Origin of the sequence: Pseudoalteromonas sp. BSi20495 (assembly GCF_000241185.1) — a bacterium.
Taxonomy (GTDB): Bacteria; Pseudomonadota; Gammaproteobacteria; order Enterobacterales; family Alteromonadaceae; genus Pseudoalteromonas; species Pseudoalteromonas fuliginea.
The window spans coordinates 1-16,378 of record NZ_BADY01000058.1; the positions used below are offsets into that span (position 1 = coordinate 1).

The 16,378-nt window shown below is 38.1% G+C and carries 18 protein-coding genes and 1 tRNA gene; 15 read left to right on the forward strand and 4 right to left on the reverse strand.

The genetic code is table 11. The annotated features are described in order from the left end of the window. Positions 1 to 93: 93 nt before the first annotated feature. Complete coding sequence (locus P20495_RS12055; protein WP_008135680.1) at positions 94 to 3,147, reverse strand: hypothetical protein; 3,054 nt, start codon at positions 3,145 to 3,147, stop codon at positions 94 to 96. Between the two features lie 616 nt (positions 3,148 to 3,763). On the opposite strand from P20495_RS12055, the gene rpsF reads away from it, so the two are divergent. The 9 genes from rpsF (at position 3,764) to alr (ending at position 10,169) form a co-directional block, all read left to right on the forward strand. Then, entirely contained in the window at positions 3,764 to 4,105 is a 342-nt protein-coding gene (rpsF, locus tag P20495_RS12045) for a 30S ribosomal protein S6 (protein WP_007378473.1), read from the forward strand. Positions 4,106 to 4,149: 44 nt separating this feature from the next. Then, positions 4,150 to 4,467: a primosomal replication protein N gene (priB, locus tag P20495_RS12040; protein ID WP_033015549.1), complete on the forward strand. Its 318-nt coding sequence runs from the start codon at positions 4,150 to 4,152 to the stop codon at positions 4,465 to 4,467. A 12-nt stretch (positions 4,468 to 4,479) separates the two neighbouring features. After that, entirely contained in the window at positions 4,480 to 4,707 is a 228-nt protein-coding gene (gene rpsR / locus P20495_RS12035; protein WP_007378475.1) for a 30S ribosomal protein S18, read from the forward strand. 35 nt (positions 4,708 to 4,742) lie between these two features. After that, complete coding sequence (gene rplI / locus P20495_RS12030) at positions 4,743 to 5,195, forward strand: 50S ribosomal protein L9 (protein WP_002962755.1); 453 nt, start codon at positions 4,743 to 4,745, stop codon at positions 5,193 to 5,195. 437 nt (positions 5,196 to 5,632) lie between these two features. Beyond that, on the forward strand, positions 5,633 to 6,181 hold the full coding sequence (locus tag P20495_RS12025) for an RNA polymerase sigma factor (RefSeq protein ID WP_008135684.1): 549 nt from the start codon (positions 5,633 to 5,635) through the stop codon (positions 6,179 to 6,181). Continuing rightward, positions 6,168 to 6,650 carry a hypothetical protein gene (locus P20495_RS12020; RefSeq protein WP_007378477.1) on the forward strand — a complete coding sequence of 161 codons (483 nt, stop codon included), beginning with the start codon at positions 6,168 to 6,170 and terminating at the stop codon, positions 6,648 to 6,650. The genes P20495_RS12025 and P20495_RS12020 overlap by 14 nt, the downstream gene beginning before the upstream one ends. Before the next feature lie 9 nt (positions 6,651 to 6,659). Then, on the forward strand, positions 6,660 to 7,598 hold the full coding sequence (locus P20495_RS12015) for a DUF4097 family beta strand repeat-containing protein (protein WP_008135686.1): 939 nt from the start codon (positions 6,660 to 6,662) through the stop codon (positions 7,596 to 7,598). A gap of 112 nt (positions 7,599 to 7,710) precedes the next feature. Beyond that, on the forward strand, positions 7,711 to 9,090 hold the full coding sequence (gene dnaB / locus P20495_RS12010; RefSeq protein ID WP_002963050.1) for a replicative DNA helicase: 1,380 nt from the start codon (positions 7,711 to 7,713) through the stop codon (positions 9,088 to 9,090). After that, complete coding sequence (alr, locus tag P20495_RS12005; protein ID WP_008135689.1) at positions 9,090 to 10,169, forward strand: alanine racemase; 1,080 nt, start codon at positions 9,090 to 9,092, stop codon at positions 10,167 to 10,169. The genes dnaB and alr overlap by 1 nt, the downstream gene beginning before the upstream one ends. An 18-nt stretch (positions 10,170 to 10,187) precedes the next feature. Here alr and P20495_RS12000 read toward each other — a convergent pair whose 3' ends face one another. Further along, on the reverse strand, positions 10,188 to 10,427 hold the full coding sequence (locus P20495_RS12000; protein ID WP_007378480.1) for a DUF2960 domain-containing protein: 240 nt from the start codon (positions 10,425 to 10,427) through the stop codon (positions 10,188 to 10,190). 100 nt (positions 10,428 to 10,527) lie between these two features. Here P20495_RS12000 and P20495_RS11995 point away from each other — a divergent pair, with 100 nt between their 5' ends. The 3 genes from P20495_RS11995 (at position 10,528) to P20495_RS11985 (ending at position 12,408) form a co-directional block, all read left to right on the forward strand. Continuing rightward, positions 10,528 to 10,779 (forward strand): hypothetical protein, encoded by a 252-nt coding sequence (locus tag P20495_RS11995; RefSeq protein WP_008135690.1) that lies wholly within the window; start codon positions 10,528 to 10,530, stop codon positions 10,777 to 10,779. A 201-nt stretch (positions 10,780 to 10,980) separates the two neighbouring features. After that, a complete protein-coding gene (gene pnuC / locus P20495_RS11990) occupies positions 10,981 to 11,598 on the forward strand; it encodes a nicotinamide riboside transporter PnuC (RefSeq protein ID WP_008135692.1) in 618 nt (205 codons plus the stop codon). 3 nt (positions 11,599 to 11,601) lie between these two features. Beyond that, entirely contained in the window at positions 11,602 to 12,408 is an 807-nt protein-coding gene (locus tag P20495_RS11985; RefSeq protein ID WP_008135693.1) for a phosphotransferase, read from the forward strand. Here the strand turns inward: P20495_RS11985 and P20495_RS11980 are convergent. Next, positions 12,405 to 12,587 (reverse strand): hypothetical protein, encoded by a 183-nt coding sequence (locus tag P20495_RS11980; RefSeq protein WP_007378484.1) that lies wholly within the window; start codon positions 12,585 to 12,587, stop codon positions 12,405 to 12,407. The genes P20495_RS11985 and P20495_RS11980 overlap by 4 nt on opposite strands. 245 nt (positions 12,588 to 12,832) lie before the next feature. Here P20495_RS11980 and P20495_RS11975 point away from each other — a divergent pair. Then, positions 12,833 to 12,907 (forward strand) — tRNA-Arg (locus tag P20495_RS11975). A 362-nt stretch (positions 12,908 to 13,269) separates the two neighbouring features. Continuing rightward, on the forward strand, positions 13,270 to 14,484 hold the full coding sequence (locus P20495_RS11970; protein WP_007378485.1) for an HD-GYP domain-containing protein: 1,215 nt from the start codon (positions 13,270 to 13,272) through the stop codon (positions 14,482 to 14,484). Here P20495_RS11970 and P20495_RS11965 read toward each other — a convergent pair. Continuing rightward, complete coding sequence (locus P20495_RS11965; RefSeq protein ID WP_008135696.1) at positions 14,444 to 14,767, reverse strand: hypothetical protein; 324 nt, start codon at positions 14,765 to 14,767, stop codon at positions 14,444 to 14,446. The genes P20495_RS11970 and P20495_RS11965 overlap by 41 nt on opposite strands. 284 nt (positions 14,768 to 15,051) lie before the next feature. Between P20495_RS11965 and P20495_RS11960 the strand changes: the two genes are divergently transcribed. Then, the gene (locus P20495_RS11960) at positions 15,052 to 16,320 is read left to right on the forward strand and encodes an outer membrane protein transport protein (RefSeq protein WP_008135697.1); all 1,269 of its coding nucleotides are present in this window, start codon (positions 15,052 to 15,054) and stop codon (positions 16,318 to 16,320) included. Positions 16,321 to 16,378 lie beyond the last annotated feature (58 nt).

Sequence of the window (16,378 nt, forward strand, 5' to 3'; positions counted from 1 at the left end):
TTCACTGAAAATCTCTGGCTAGAGAAAATAAATTTAAATATCAATATAATTCAGTAGGTTAGTAAGTATCTTAACCAGAATCCAGGTTGATTATCAAATTTTAATGATTTCTCTATTGTTGGACTGATTACTTAACGTGATGGTCGTTAAAAATAGTGAACTCTCAAGTTCGATAGAGTCCTCTAGTAAAAGACAAAAAATAAGTAAACGCGTATTTATTCCTGCTTTACCCCATCCTAATTTTGAGAATAAATCATCTATCAGGTTTTGCGTTATGCTTTTAACCCCAATCCAATAATCTAAGTCTTCTTCCAATTCGTGAGTGAGTTTTAGTAAGGTTTGATTTAGTTTTTCTAGCGTTTCAAAATGGTTTGTACTGGCATCAAATGCTTTAACTGCTTTTTTTACATTTTTTAATGTTGTTGGAAAACGCTTTAGTGCTCTTGCAGCTTTTCCAATGGTTGTAAGGCGTTTAGCTACTCCCTTCCATGACTTATTTGCATTGGCACCATTTTGAGAATCAGGGACAAGCGCAAGATAGTCATCCCATTTATCTGTATTTTTTAAATCTTTTTTAATACGACGGAAATCAACGGTTCTACTAGAATCCCCATCTAATAAATGGTCAAACAATATACTTAGATCATTATATGATTCATCTTTTAGGGCATATAAATGCAGTGTACTAAAAATAACTTTCCTTTCAAAAGGCGAACCACTTTGTAAGTAAATTAAATAACGTGCTGCATTATGATATAGCTTATCGCCATTTAGTTGTTCAAATTGTGCATAGACTTCATGCCCAGAACGCATCGTCATTGCTATGACGCTACTAGTATAAATGTTGCTGTTTTCAATACTATGTTGATAACGACTAATTGCGACTTTTATATTTTGCTCGGGAATAAGTATGGGTACATCTATTGGTAAAGAGTCGGCATGACGGTGGGTCGACAAATCAAGGGAATCAAAGAAGTCTTCAATCTCTCTTAAATTGTGCAGTTTGTTATCTTGATTTGTATATTCAAGTGAAATAGCACCATTAAACTCGGGATCTAATGCTGATTGCGCAACACCAAAGATGATTCCTAATTTTGCTTGTCTGGATTCTGAAAGCCCTGATGCAGTTCCTTTAATGGTGTAATCGTGTTTAACATATAAGTTACCATTGGCATCAACTTCAACCGTTAAGTCTCGATTAATATCGCGTACTTTACTAATATCAAAGCCAATAATGTTTAGGCCCAGCCGAGTTGAACTATTAAGTGCTGTTTCAAACCGTGTAGTGATAGGTATTAAATTTATTGCACCCGCTCTGTTTAATGCTTGCATAAGTAATGAGGCTTTTTTCCCATCGCCTATCGCTAAACAGCGGAATAAGGTTTGTACTTGTTTATTTTCTGGTTGTAGGATTATTATTTTTAATTTTTGAAGTTCGAATAAACGTTGTTGTTTAATCGATTCTAAATTAAGACCAAACTTAATGTTGGCTGCTTTTTCTAATTTTTCAGTGATGTTCTTTTTAAATATCTGGTATCGATTTATTACACGATTAAAATTAGCTTCTATATTTTGATCAAAATTAGCAATCGTCTGTGCTACGTCATCGCCGAGCGAAGCGATAGGTTTTAGTTGGGAAGCTGTTTTCTCTTTTAAATCGTTAGCAAACTCATCCGCTTTCTCACGAAGTTTTTGCTGTAATATTTTTATTTTTTCAGACAGATATTTTTCTGACTTGTGCTGAGCAGCCATAAAAATAGGGTCAGCATTTGATTGCACAACACCAAATAAACTCAGTAATCTATTAATTATAGATGTTGCTAAGTCGTCTGGGGCCGCTTCTGTTGAGAGCAATGTCTTATTGAATTGCACGATTAGCTCATCATCAAGTAACTTTTTAATTACATCATCGATCTCATTTTGTCCTAGTGTGATTTCGGCTATTGGCTTGTACCATGTATCTTCATCAATTGTATGTAATATGTCATCAACCAAGATTTGGCCAGGGTTACTGTATTCCTCAAGCTTACTAACCAGTTCATTACCTTTACCAAGCAGCATTTCTATGTACTGTTTGGCGAGTGCATCCATTCCTTCAATTTCTGCTTCAAGTGCTAGTTTTAAGGTGTTTTTTGTCTGCTCTGTTTCTCTTAAAGTTAGTAATAGTTCTATTTGCTGTTGATCATTACGATATACATCAAGTTCCAAGTCACCAGCGATTTCTTGGCGCCTTGAAAGTGAGACTGCTACGGAGGCGTCTACTCCAATAAGATGCCCTTTAAGATTTGTTTTTGAAGCGAGCGATTTTCCAATTTCTAATTCGCCAGATAATATTAGAGAAGATGCCATTTTAATCGAAAATGCACGATATCCCTCTCTAGCATCACTACTAGTACGCTTGACTAATTGAGTGTTTATATCGTTCAAGTTCCAAGGGCGAACTGGTTTTTTAAACATACTCCACAGGATTTTATAGCTAGTAGTTTCTTCATTTACTTGGTAGTACGAATCAAACTCCACACTACCTGATTTATCTAAACCGGCACCTATTTTAAAAATATTAGCAGAGGTTGATGTTGATACATTAATATCATAGGCAGCTTTTACATCTTGATTGACGAGGCAAAACCCATTTGGAAGTGTTTTGGATAAAAATGTTGGGCGCTTTGTGTCATTTAAAACAGAGATACTAAATTCACCGTAGGCACCAGCTGTTACACCAACACTAAGTTGATCAATTTTTGATTTGTGCTCTTTAGTAAATTCAAACTCTTTTTTTAATCCGTTAGTTTGTTCACCAATTGGTGTTTCAAGAACAGACCAAAGTTGAAATGCTTTATAGGCTTCTTGATAAATTTCAGAGCTTTTAATTTTTTTTATTTGTTCAGCTGAAAAAAGTACGACTATATTTTCAATGACCTTTTTTATTTCCTCGACTAGGTCATCTATATTGGGGTCTTTAATAATTCCATAAGCACTGTTAACCAAAGTAATAATATCAGAAAGCTTAGTGCTATTTGCTTCATCAATATTAAAGTACTTTTTTAAATTTGCGGCAGAAGATAGGCTTTCGAGTAAGTCGTGGGCTTTAGCTGGTGCTAAATATGAGGAAGGAACAACGCGATCAAGTGATGTTAGTGATATCATTTTAAAAATCCTTTTGATTTTAGTTTATATTTTATTGATCACCTTTTATGCGACTACATCAACTGTAACCTAGAATAAATTGCTGTTAAATAAATGGCAAGGCTATATTTTAAACAACATATTGATTGAATCATAAGTGTTTAATTTTTGGTTATAAGCGTAACTAGAATAAACGATTTAATTAAAAGCTGCGCTTTCACGCGAGCAAGCTCGCCGTCTACAATAAATATTAAACCCCGAAGTTCAGCTTTACCTGTAGGCGTACAGCTTGCTGACGCGACGAGCAAAGCTCGTAATGTTTTTTGGTTGTAAGCGTAACTAGAATAAACGATTTGATTAAAAGCTGCGCTTTTCACGCGAGCAAGCTCGGCGTCTACAATAAATATTAAACCCCAAGTTTAGCTTTACCTGTAGGCGTACAGCTTGCTGACGCGACGAGCAAAGCTCGTAATACTTACCTATATACACTTATCTATAAAAGCTTTAAAAACTTGCTTGCTTAATTATCCTACTAAGCGTAAAATGCGCGCTCATTTCGGCTTTTAAACTATTAATTCCTTGCCTTAAACCGACCGGCCGAAACGGTAGAAGGCTCTATTAACCGTAAGGAATATCCATGCGTCATTACGAAATCGTATTCATGGTTCACCCAGATCAGAGTGAGCAAGTTGCTGGTATGATCGAACGTTATACTGGTTCTATCACTGAAGCTGGTGGTGTTATCCACCGTCTTGAAGATTGGGGCCGTCGTCAATTGGCTTACCCAATTAACAAGCTTCATAAAGCTCACTATGTTCTAATGAACGTTGAAGCACCAACTGAAGTAATCAGCGAGCTAGAAACTACTTTCCGCTACAACGATGCAGTGCTTCGTAACTTAGTTATCCGCACTAAAACTGCTGAAACTGAAGCGTCTCCTCTTGCAAGAGAAGAGAAGAAAGAAGCACCAGCTGCTTAATTGTTTTGAGTCCAAGCATGGCGTTTAACTGGCGGTAAATATAAATGGTTAGCCCTTTTATGAATCAGCTGGTTATATCTGGGGTAGTTTGTAAAACGCCCAAGTTTAGCCAAAGCCCAGCTGGCATCCCGCATTGTATTTTTGTTGTAGAACATAAATCGATGCAAACCGAAGCAGACCTTAACCGTAATAGTTACGTGAGGCTTCAGGTAGTTGCCAGTGGAAAGCAAATGCAACAACAGACTCAACATTTGCACGTTGGGCAGGCATTGCAAGTGAGTGGTTTTTTAAATCGCCACGAAGGTCGTAACGGCCTTAGCCAATTGGTTTTGCATGCTCAGCATATCGAAAGAATTATTTGAGGAATTAATCTCATGGCACGTTATTTCAGACGTCGTAAGTTCTGCCGCTTTAAAGCGGAAGGCGTAAAACAAATCGATTACAAAGATCTAGCTACTCTTAGAAACTATGTTACAGAAAGTGGCAAAATCGTACCTAGCCGTATCACAGGTACTAGCGCTAAATTTCAGCGCCAGCTAGCAACTGCTATTAAGCGTGCTCGCTACTTAGCCCTTCTTCCATACACTGACTTACATAAGTAAGCAGCGGATTAACAGTTTTTAAAAGGTGTAGAAACATGCAAGTTATTCTACTAGATAAGATCGCTAACCTAGGTAGCCTAGGTGAACAGGTTGTAGTTAAATCTGGTTTCGCACGTAACTTCCTTTTCCCTCAAGGTAAGGCAGTTCCTGCGACTAAAGCTAACATTGAAACGTTTGACGCTCGTCGTGCAGAACTTGAAGCGAAAATCGCTGAACAGTTAGTTGCTGCACAAGCACGCGCTGAAAAACTAGAAGCATTAGCAGAAGTTACATTAGTATCTAAAGCTGGTGACGAAGGTAAGTTATTCGGTTCAATCGGTACTCGTGACATCGCTGACGCTATCTCAGCTGTTGGTGTTGAAGTTGCTAAGTCAGAAGTTCGTTTGCCTCTAGGTACTATCCGTGAGACAGGTGAATTTGACGTATCAATTTCAGTTCACTCAGACGTAACGGCTACTATCAAAGTAATCGTAATCGCTGAAGCTTAATTTTTAATTAAGCGACAAAAGCCGTGCTATTAGCACGGCTTTTTTGTGCCTATAATTTGGCTAACTTTATTAGTTAAGGGCACTGTTAAATAATACCAATCCGCAATAATACTTAATCATTTTGCGGGGCTAAACGTGTCGCTACCTGTGTTAAAAAATTCTCATTTACGACTGCATGGATGCAGAAGGTAGAGCAATGCAGGAGCAATTGCCGAGAACAACTAAATAGCGAATTTTTTGTCTAGCTATCAACACGTTTTTCCATCCTCAAAATAGATCACTTAATTAAGCGAATTGGTATAAAGCCTCGTAAAAGTCCCTTTTTTATTCAATTATTTTTTCATTCTCCTTAAACCTTTTCGAACTGTCATTACGTCTAACTTATCAATACACTTAAATAGCAATTCAACAATAATAATTAAAAGGCGGCATCACGGATGTTACACGTTAAACCCGAACTAACGCCTTTGTGCGAAGCTGCACTCATTGAGCGAGTTAAATCGGGTGATCAAGGCGCATACACAACGCTTTATGAGTTACATATAAAACGAGTATACGGTTTATGTTTACGCTTATTAGCAGACCAAGCACACGCCGAAGACGCCGCCCAAGAGGTATTTGTACAGGTATGGCATAAAATAGCATTGTTTGATGGGCGTTCGCAGTTTTCTACTTGGCTTTACAGTGTTGCCAGTAATGTAGCGATAAGTTACCTGCGCAAGCAAAAAAACTGGTTACAAAAAGTAGTAAGTATTGAACACAGCGGTATGGATGAGCAATCAGCTAACGACTGCAAAGGCTTAAATGGCCTCGATAAGTTAATAGTAAGGCTTCCTGAGCGCGCACGTATGGTATTTGTATTATTTGCTATTGAAGGTTACAGGCACGAGGAAATCGCGGAGCAATTAGGTATGGCTGTTGGTTCAAGTAAGTCACAGTATCATCGTGCTAGGCAGTTATTACAAGAGTGGTATGAAAATGAGTAAACCAAACTTTAACGACTACTTAAATAAGTCATTAAACACGCTTGATAAAGAAATTACGCCACAAAAAGATTTATGGGCGGGGATTGAGCGAGCAATTGTTAATAATAAGCAGAGTCCAAACAGCACTATTATTTGGCCAAAACTAACAGCAATAGCTGCCTGCACATTAGCTGCTTTAATTGCTGTAAATCTAATTGTTATAGCGCCCGAGCCACAACCCGTAGTGGCTATAAGTGATTACTTTTCGGCGCAAAAAAACAGTTTGTTGGTTGAATACGAAAATAAAGAAGCATTGACCACTAACTGGCAAACGCAACTACAAGAACTGGAAGAAGCTGAGCAAGCAATAAAGCAAGCTCTTGAAAACGAACCACAAAACCAAGCGCTACTGACAATGTTAGCGCAAATATATCAACAACAACTTGATTTAATTAACAAGGTGCACGCGCCACGTTGGCAGCACATTTAGGAGTACGACATGAAAGCGATTTTATTAGGACTGAGCTTATTTCCATTGGCAGTATTTGCGGGTGAAAAAATAGATAAGCAAATAGACGTACCAAGTGGCGGCACTATTTTTATTGAAAACCAACGCGGTGATATACATATTACAGGCTGGGATAAAAACGAATTTAAAGTATCTGGCGAGCTTGATGATAAAGCACAAGGTTATGAGCTTAAAACAAGTGGCGATAAAACACAGTTTATTGTAAAAATGCCCCGTAAATCAAATTGGGGTAATAGTGGTGACGGCTCAAACCTAACTATATTTATGCCTAAAAGCAGTAGCTTAGAGTTTGCTGGCGTTAATGTATCGGTGACTGCAAAGGAGCTTAAAAACGGCGCTGAAGTTGATGTGGTTAACGGTGAAATTACGGTAAATGATATTACTGGCAACATTAAGCTCACCACTGTAAATGGTGATGTGAACGCTGAGAACTTAAACGGTAATATTCAGTTTGAAACCGTAAATGGTGAAATTAACGATAGGCAATCAAGTGGTGAGCTGCGTTTTAGCGCTGTTAATGGTGATATTAAATCAACTTCAAGCGCTAATGATGTACGCCTTGAAAACGTAAATGGCGATATAGAATTTACGCTATCGGCTATTAAAAACCTACGTATTAATACGGTCAATGGCGAAGCAGAAGTACAGATTAACGAGCTTTTAAAAGGCGGTGATGTACGTTTTGAATCAGTAAGTGGTGATGCCGACTTTTATTTCCCACAAAGTGTATCATCAAGGTTTGAAATTAAAGCCCATGCTAATGGTAAAATCATTAACAAAGTCAGTAGTGACAAAGTCAGTAAAGCTAAATATGGCCCAGCCAGTGATTTAGAGTTTAGTATTAATGGCGGTAATGCAAATGTTGAAATGGATACAATTAGTGGGCGAATAGAGCTGCGTACCAAATAACACTCATTCCCCATCACGATTACAAAAAGCAGGAAAGATTTCCTGCTTTTCTATTTGCACAGCCCCTGCAAGTCGATAGAATAGAGCCATTCAATTTTACTACTGTGAAGTTATGGCCAAACCAGATAAGCAAGTCGATACTCTTAAAGTTCCTCCCCATTCAATAGAAGCTGAACAATCTGTTTTAGGTGGCTTAATGCTTGATAACCAAGCTTTTGACCGCGTAGCTGAGCTTGTTGTATCACAGGATTTTTATACCCGCACGCACAAGTTAATTTTTGAGGCGATGACGGCACTTGCTGAGATTGGCGATCCGATAGATTTAATCACTATTTCTGAAAGTTTAGAAAAAAATAATAAACTTGCAGGCATTGGTGGTTTTGCTTACTTAGCCGAAATTGCTAAAAATACCCCAAGTGCAGCCAACATTGATGCCTACGCAAACATTGTACGTGAGCGTGCTGTTGTACGTGAAATGATTGGCGTGGCAAATGAAATAGCCGAAGCGGGTTTTAATACCGAAGGGCGTACTAGTCACGACCTACTCGATTTTGCCGAAAGCAAAGTATTTAAAATTGCCGAGCAACGTACAAAAAGTACAGAAGGCCCGCAAAGTATTCATAACATACTCGAAAAAACCGTTGATAAAATAGAAGAGCTTTATCAATCACCACAAGATGGTGTTACGGGTGTAAGTACAGGTTATGCCGATCTAGATAAAATGACGACAGGCCTGCAACCTTCTGACTTAATTATTGTTGCAGCGCGTCCATCTATGGGTAAAACCACTTTTGCGATGAACCTTGCAGAACATGCCGCAATGACTCAAGACAAACCCGTGCTAATTTACTCGCTAGAGATGCCTTCAGAACAAATTATGATGAGGATGCTAGCGTCTCTTGGCCGTATTAACCAAACTAAGGTACGTACAGGTCAGTTAGATGATGACGATTGGGCGCGACTTTCATCAACAATGGGCTTGTTGATGGAAAAAGGCAAAATGTATGTTGATGATGCCTCGGGCTTAACACCTACCGATGTTCGTTCTCGTGCACGTCGTATTGCGCGTGACCACGGCGGCATTAGTATGATCATGGTCGATTACTTGCAGCTAATGCGCGTACCTAGCCTTGCTGATAACCGAACGCTTGAAATTGCTGAAATTTCGCGTTCACTTAAATCGCTAGCAAAAGAGCTAAAATGTCCGGTTGTTGCGCTTTCGCAGCTAAACCGTACGCTAGAGCAACGTGCCGATAAACGCCCAATTAACTCAGATTTACGTGAGTCAGGGTCGATAGAGCAGGATGCCGATTTAATCATGTTTATTTACCGTGACGAAGTTTATAACGAAGACAGTACCGATAAAGGTATTGCCGAAATCATCATAGGTAAACAACGTAACGGCCCAATTGGTAAAGTGCGTTTAACATTCCAAGGTCAATTTTCTCGCTTTGATAACTATGCGGGACCAGCGGTAGATGACGATTACTAATGCGCTTAGCCACTGCTGAAATTAATTTAGCTGCACTTGCGCATAATTTAGCGCAAGTTAAGGGCTTTGCACCTAACAGCAAAGTAATGGCGGTGCTAAAAGCAAATGCTTACGGGCATGGATTAGTAACGATTGCGCAGCATTTAAATAATGCTGACGCATTTGCTGTGGCGCGTATTGATGAAGGGCTTGCCCTTCGAGCTGGGGGCTTAACAAAGCCAATAGTTTTACTAGAAGGCTTTTTTAACAAAGCTGACTTACCTATTTTACTCGCTAATAACTTTCAAACTATTATTCATGATGAATACCAATTAGCTGCGCTTGAAAAAGCAAAGCTCGATGCGCCAATAACATGCTGGTTAAAAGTAAATACAGGTATGCATCGATTAGGTATTGCGCCAGAGCAGTTTGAAGCGTTTTATAACCGCTTACAAAAAACACCTAACGCTAAAAATACCGTTAATTTAATGACCCACTTTTCGTGTGCTGATGACGTTGATAATGCTAAGACGGTTCAACAAATTACGTTGTTTGATAATTTAGTGAATGGCATTGAGCAAGCGCATTGTTTATCAAATTCGGCTGGTATTATTGCCTGGCCAAGCGGTCATGGTGATTGGGTACGTCCTGGGCTTATGCTCTATGGTGTATCGCCAATGGCAAATAGCATTGGGCAACAACACAAATTAAAACCAGTTATGCGTTTAACTACGCGCGTAATTGCAGTGCGTGATGTGCCTGCTAATGAGGCTGTTGGATATGGTGGTCGTTGGAAAAGCGATAAACCAACCAAGTTAGCTGTTGTGGCTATGGGTTATGGCGATGGTTATCCTCGGCATGCTAAAGAGGGGACACCGGTAATAATTGGTAAGCAGCGTTATGGTATTGTAGGAAGCGTAGCTATGGACATGATCAGCGTTGATATAGGCGCTAATGAGCATAATATTAAAGTTGGCGACAGAGTCACTATGTGGGGCCCTGAGCTACCCGTTGAAGAAATAGCACTGTGCGCTGATACTATTCCTTACGAGCTATTATGTAATATTACACCACGCGTAAGTTATGAGTATCAGCGTTAATACAGCTATAAGCGATACTTACTCTTTTATAAAGTAAATGTCGCTAAAGCCCATACGGGCAAATTCTTGGTCGCGAAAGTTACGCACAGAAGCAGACCCTTTTGAGGTCATTTCTATTTGGCGTACCATGCTTAAGTAATTTGTTAAATCAATACCTTCGGCGGCAGCAATTGCTTGATACATGTCGTGGTATTTATCTTTTGCGAAGTTAATTTCGCGCGGTTGGTTTTTAAACGTATACGTTATTCTACGTGCCATAATAAGCTCAGTTAAATTGAGTGTTAGTATAATTTTACACTGTATTGAACTGGCATTGAATGATTTGTTTAAATCAAATAATTAAAAAGTAGAGTTTAAAATGAAATTATCAGTAGAGATCAGTAAATATCCACTTCACCAAGATTACATTCCGTTTATTAAAGGCTTTATCGACCGCTTAAACGAATACGAAGATTTAAAAGTGATTACTAATACGTTATCAACGCAAATTTTTGGTGATTACGATTTAGTTATGCAGGTGTTAAATACCGAAATTAAGCGTTCATATGAAGAATTTGGTAAAGCTATTTTTGTATGTAAGTTTCTCTCTGGCGACTTATCGCCTGAATAATCTATAATACCAACCTGCATAAATCTTTGATCAATTTAACGAATTAAATTGCACTATAACGTCGTTAAAAATTTTTTATTTAGAACAACTAGATACAAAAAATTTTGCCTAGTTCTAGCGTAATTTTCTTAACGTTAAATAGACCCTGTATATAAGCAGATTGGTATAACAATCGGCACAACTGAACGGTGATTGCATAGTATGGACTTTTTAACACAAACCTTAAGTGGTTTTACAGCGATGTCGCATTGGGAATACATAGCGGTGGGGTTGTCGATGGCGTACTTATTATTGGCAATAAAAGAAAGCTTATGGTGTTGGCCTGCAGCATTTTTTAGCACACTCATTTATACAATAATGTACTGGAATGGTGCATTATTAATGGAGTCATTACTTAATTTTTATTATATGTATATGGCTGTATTTGGGTGGGTTGTATGGCGAAAAGGCAAAGCTGAAAATCTAAATATTACGTCTTGGTCGATGAACCGTCATGCTGTTTTAATCAGTTTAACAACCGTAGCTGCAATAGTTATTGGTTACGTTATGCAAAACTATACTCATGCCGACTTTGCTTATCTTGATAGCTTTACAACATGTTTTGCAGTAGTAACTACTTACTTAGTTGCTAAAAAAGTCCTCGAAAACTGGCTGTACTGGATTGTAATAGATGCCGCTTCTATGTATCTATACTACGAAAAAGGCTATTACCCAACGCTAGCACTCTTTATATTTTATACCATTATGGCAGCGTGGGGCTTCAAAACCTGGTACGAAGAGTACGAACAAAGCCAAGCTAAGCCTTTAGCGCAGCTTTAATTAATGATTGAGTATAATCAGTTAGTAAAAATGTGTAGTGCGTTTATAGAGCCTAAAAGCATTGTTTCAAGCGAGCGATTGCTGAATGGCTTTAGCAACGATAATTTTTTAATACGTACCGAGCAACAAGGGTATTTGTTAAAGTGTTATAAAAGCCGTTGGCCAAGTGACGGCCTTGAAGCGCAGCTCTTTTTAAGTAACTTGGATATATGCCCTGCGCCTATTTGGCTCGATAAAAAGAATAGTCGTGCGGTATTTGATTATATTGAGGGTGAAACCGCACAGTCAGATATAACGCTCAGCTTAGTTAATAAATTAGCCCAAGTACACAGTTACAGCGCAACGACTACACCAATGGATATAGCCAAAGAGCTGCACCTTTATCAAAATACGGATGTATATACGTTATACAAATCACAAATAGAGCGGGCACTAAAAGCAGTTACAGCGATGCCATTTAATGCGGGCTTTTGTCATAACGATTTAGTAAGAGACAACATTGTTGTAAATGCTTCGGGTATGTATTTAATTGATTTTGAGTACGGACAAACTAACGATGTGTATTTTGATTTAGCCGCGCTGTGCGTGAGCTTTAATTTGGATGGGCAAAGTGAAGGTGAGTTATTAGATAATTATAGTAAGTACAGTAGAGCCGGTGTAAGCTTTTTTAAATCAGTAAATAAACTTGATTTTTTTAAGCTGTTTTTTTTAATATTGAGTATAGGGTGGTATGAGCAGCGCGACATAACTAATCACTTAATTGAATTACGCGCGCAACTAAATAAACTCACTTTATCTATGAGTTTTTAAAGACCACCAAAACGTGCAGCTAGTTCTTTATATTTTTTTACTTCATCAGCATCAAATTGCGGTTCGCCATTTTCATCCTGCGATTTCGCAATTAGTAAACTTTCACGAGTAAGGCGTTTAACACGCTCTACTTTTACACCTAAAAACTCAGCAACTTGCTCAGTAGACATCAAACTCATAATCACTTCCTCTTTTAAATCAAATCACATAGTCACTATAATAGTTAAAATGTTGCTAAACAGTTACTTTTTTTTATCTAATATTGATAAAAAGCGTGTTTTTAACTAATTGTGAAGTGTTTTATTCTAAATCGCTTAATTAATAGGCATCTAAACGCATGGTGCTGGCAATTAACGACGGATATCTTTATCATTATAGACGCCAAAGCATTGATATCGCGAGTTAGTGCTGCGGCAACAAATGTGCTCTCGTGGTGAAATGGATATCACGTGGCCCTCCGGAGGCTGAGTTGTAGGTTCGATCCCTACCGAGAGCGCCATTTGCTTTATATGTTTATGCCCTAAATTATTTCAGTACTTTTGCATAATCAAACTATTTTCAATATCTAAAATTGGTTAACGATACTAGATAACATTGATGAACTTCATTTTTATGAAAATAGTGTTCTTATTAATTACACTTAAACTTGAATGAAAATAAACTTTTAGTATCTCAGTTCAAAACCCTTTAGCGTTCCCCATTAAATTAAAAATAACGCAAAATTAAATGAGATATTATTTAATAATATAAATTACTACTTTTTAGTGAATTATAACTACTAAAGTACGAATGAATGGACTTTAAGTATTAAACAATGCTATTTAAGGTACATATTCATTAATTGTAGAAATAGCCGCTTTTATGCTAATAACTTTACCTATCCCTGAGCTAATACCTGGCATGTATGTCGACAGTGTTACTAAGCAACATGAAGGGATTAATAGTATAAAAATTAAGACTAGCGGGTTAGTCAGAGACAAATCTATAATTAAGCGTTTAATTGCAGAAGGGGTTCTTGAACTTCTTATTGATTTCGCTAAGAGTGAAGTCGCAATCCCCGCCAAATATAAGCCACAAAATAAACCTAAAACATCGAGCAGCCAACAAAAACCAGTTAAGGCCAAATCTGCAATAACGGTACAGCAAGAATTTGCTAAAGCGAGTGTAAGTTACGACCAACATAACCGTAAAATACAATCTTTATATAGCGATTTAATAGCCGGATTAACTCTTAACGTAAAAGTACTTGATGAAATAGCAAATGAAATCGTTGCTTCAGTATTTCGTAATGCTAATGCGATGACAATCCTTACTCGAATTAAAGATAAGCACAGCTATAATTGGCGTCATATGATCAACTGCGCCATTTTTACGAGTGTATTTGCTAAATACCTAGGTTACAAAGAAGCGCTTGTGCAGGAGCTTGCTATGGGCGCACTACTGCATGATTTAGGGCAATCTAAACTACCGCAAGGCATACTATCAAAACCAGGCAAAGTTACTAATAACGAAATGGCGAGTATTAAAAAACATGTTGCTTTAGGGCTGGGTCTGGTCAAAGGTGAAAAGAGTATTTCGCCACTTATGTTAGATATGATAGTCAATCACCATGAACGATTAGATGGTTCAGGTTATCCCCGGGGCATTGCTGCAGAAAAAATAAGCCGTCCCGCACGGATAATGGCAATTGTAGATGTATATGATGCGATGACAGCAGACAGGCCTCATCAAGATGGCGAAGAACCTATTAATGCACTGCGTTACTTATTGGCTAACAAGCAAATGTTTGATGCTGAATTAGTGCAGCGTTTTATAAAGTGCTTGGGCGTGCATCCCGTAGGGACTATTGTGAAGCTAACTAATGAACGCCTAGCGTTAGTATTGGAGGGGAATAACTTGAATCCGATAAAGCCAAAAATTAAGTTATTTTTTAATGCTAAACATGGGCATCATGTAACTGCCAAAGATATTGATTTAAGTGACAGTAACCAAGAGCTTAAAATTTTAGCGAGTGTTAAACCACTAGACTATAAAATTAATTTGTCTCGTTTGCTAAAAGAGCATCTGCTTGCGTAGTGTTTGTGCACTTTCGTTGATTGCTTTTCTTAGCTGAAATAAATGCCCCTAAAAAACAACTTCCCATCAGTGTTAGCCACAATAAAGTGCCTAGCTCTACATGCAGTGCTAAACAACAAAATGCGAGCGAAATTAGTGCGCTTAGCATAGCACCAAGCCAATAGTGATTTACTGGATTGTCGCATTGTCCTGCTTGCGTACATGCGCAGTAATTTGCTTTATAAAAACAAAATACACTCGCCCCACAAAAAATAAGCCCAGCTACAATAAGTGAAATGATCACAGTTTTATTTCCTTTGTGATTTTGTAGTGAGTGTAAATTGCTAACTACTTCAAGTCAATCTAAATGATAACCAATTACACTTAGAGTATATGCTCTAATAGCACAGATCTAGTCCGATGAGTTTTAATTAGTTGTTAAAATGTCGTTAAAAACCATGTTTTTCATAGTATTTTGACGTATTCATAGAGTCTTTTATAAAAAAATCAGGTAGTGTAGCCGGGTTTGAAATCCTAATAACAACACACATAGCTATCCAAACAGTTAGTTTGGTTAAGGACACAACAATGAAATTTACTAAAACTCTTATTGCAGCTTCGCTTGCATTTGTTTCTGCAGACAGTTTTGCAGCTGCATTTCAACTAGCAGAACAAAATGCATCAGGTTTAGGCCGTGCATATGCTGGTGAAGCTTCTATTGCAGACGACGCATCTGTTGTTGCACGTAACCCAGCACTAATGACTTTATTTAAAGACAAGCAACTAAGTGTTGCTGCTATTGGCGTTATTCCTGATGTAAGTCTTGAAGGTGAAAGTACTAATAACGGTATTGACCCAAGCGCATTAGATGATGACAGCATTGCTCCTAGCGCCGTTGTTCCTGCAATTTACTTTACTATGCCTTATAACGACAAAGTATCAGTTGGTTTTGGTGCTTTTTCTAACTTTGGTTTATCTACTGAGTTTAAAAATGACTACGTAGCAGGGCAAATTGCAGGTGAAACAGAAATATTTACTGTTAATCTTAATGCAAGCGTTGCTTATAAAGTATCTGAGCAATTTAGCTTTGGTGTAGGCCTAAATGCTATTTATGCTGATGCAACAGTTATTCGTAAAGTTGGCGCAAATGCAAGTGGCTTTGACTTTGGTACTGATGCAGTAAATCTTCAAGGTGATGATACTGGTTTTGGTTTAAACGTAGGTTTAATGTATCAATTAGATGAAAACAGCCGTTTTGGTTTTAACTACAGAACAGAAACTGATATCACGTTTGATGGTGATTTTTCTAATGGGCTACCTGCAGCCGCTGGCGGCACACAAGGCACAGTGCTTCCTGGTTCTGTAGAAATCACTTTACCAGCTATTGCTGAGTTTTCTGGTTCGCACCAGTTAGACGAAAAATTAGGGCTGCACTACAGTGTATTATGGACTGGTTGGAGTAGCTTTGAGTCTTTAGAAGCGCAAGTAACAGCACCAACGGGTAACAAGTTTACCGCGTTTGAGAAGAACGAGAGTTTTAGCGATTCATTCCGCTACTCAGTCGGTGCAGATTACCAGTTAAACGAAGATTTGTTACTACGTGCCGGTGTTGCATTTGATGAGTCTCCTGTATCACAAACACATCTATCAATTTCGATTCCTGATACAGACCGTTTCTGGTTCTCGTTTGGTGGTAACTACACTATCGATCAAAACTCTAATGTTGATCTTGGTGTAAGTATTATCCGTGGTAAAACACAAACGTTTACAGAAGCTGATGACTCAGGCAGCCAGTGGGGCTTCGAATCTAAAGGCCACGCAGTACTAATTGGTGCTCAGTATAACTACAAATTTTAATGTAGGAGTGTCTTGTGGTTAATCACAGGGCACAAAAAAAGCCGCTCACTTTATTAAG

Coding starts and splice junctions, on each gene's coding strand:
- P20495_RS11985 (WP_008135693.1), top strand. CDS start 11,602: ATGATTGAGTATAATCAGTTAGTAAAAATGTGTAGTGCGTTTATAGAG.
- P20495_RS11960 (WP_008135697.1), top strand. CDS start 15,052: ATGAAATTTACTAAAACTCTTATTGCAGCTTCGCTTGCATTTGTTTCT.
- P20495_RS12000 (WP_007378480.1), bottom strand. CDS start 10,427: ATGGCACGTAGAATAACGTATACGTTTAAAAACCAACCGCGCGAAATT.
- dnaB (WP_002963050.1), top strand. CDS start 7,711: ATGGCCAAACCAGATAAGCAAGTCGATACTCTTAAAGTTCCTCCCCAT.
- pnuC (WP_008135692.1), top strand. CDS start 10,981: ATGGACTTTTTAACACAAACCTTAAGTGGTTTTACAGCGATGTCGCAT.
- P20495_RS12020 (WP_007378477.1), top strand. CDS start 6,168: ATGAAAATGAGTAAACCAAACTTTAACGACTACTTAAATAAGTCATTA.
- P20495_RS12055 (WP_008135680.1), bottom strand. CDS start 3,147: ATGATATCACTAACATCACTTGATCGCGTTGTTCCTTCCTCATATTTA.
- P20495_RS12015 (WP_008135686.1), top strand. CDS start 6,660: ATGAAAGCGATTTTATTAGGACTGAGCTTATTTCCATTGGCAGTATTT.
- P20495_RS11980 (WP_007378484.1), bottom strand. CDS start 12,587: ATGAGTTTGATGTCTACTGAGCAAGTTGCTGAGTTTTTAGGTGTAAAA.
- P20495_RS11995 (WP_008135690.1), top strand. CDS start 10,528: ATGAAATTATCAGTAGAGATCAGTAAATATCCACTTCACCAAGATTAC.
- priB (WP_033015549.1), top strand. CDS start 4,150: ATGGTTAGCCCTTTTATGAATCAGCTGGTTATATCTGGGGTAGTTTGT.
- rplI (WP_002962755.1), top strand. CDS start 4,743: ATGCAAGTTATTCTACTAGATAAGATCGCTAACCTAGGTAGCCTAGGT.
- P20495_RS11970 (WP_007378485.1), top strand. CDS start 13,270: ATGCTAATAACTTTACCTATCCCTGAGCTAATACCTGGCATGTATGTC.
- rpsR (WP_007378475.1), top strand. CDS start 4,480: ATGGCACGTTATTTCAGACGTCGTAAGTTCTGCCGCTTTAAAGCGGAA.
- rpsF (WP_007378473.1), top strand. CDS start 3,764: ATGCGTCATTACGAAATCGTATTCATGGTTCACCCAGATCAGAGTGAG.
- P20495_RS12025 (WP_008135684.1), top strand. CDS start 5,633: ATGTTACACGTTAAACCCGAACTAACGCCTTTGTGCGAAGCTGCACTC.
- alr (WP_008135689.1), top strand. CDS start 9,090: ATGCGCTTAGCCACTGCTGAAATTAATTTAGCTGCACTTGCGCATAAT.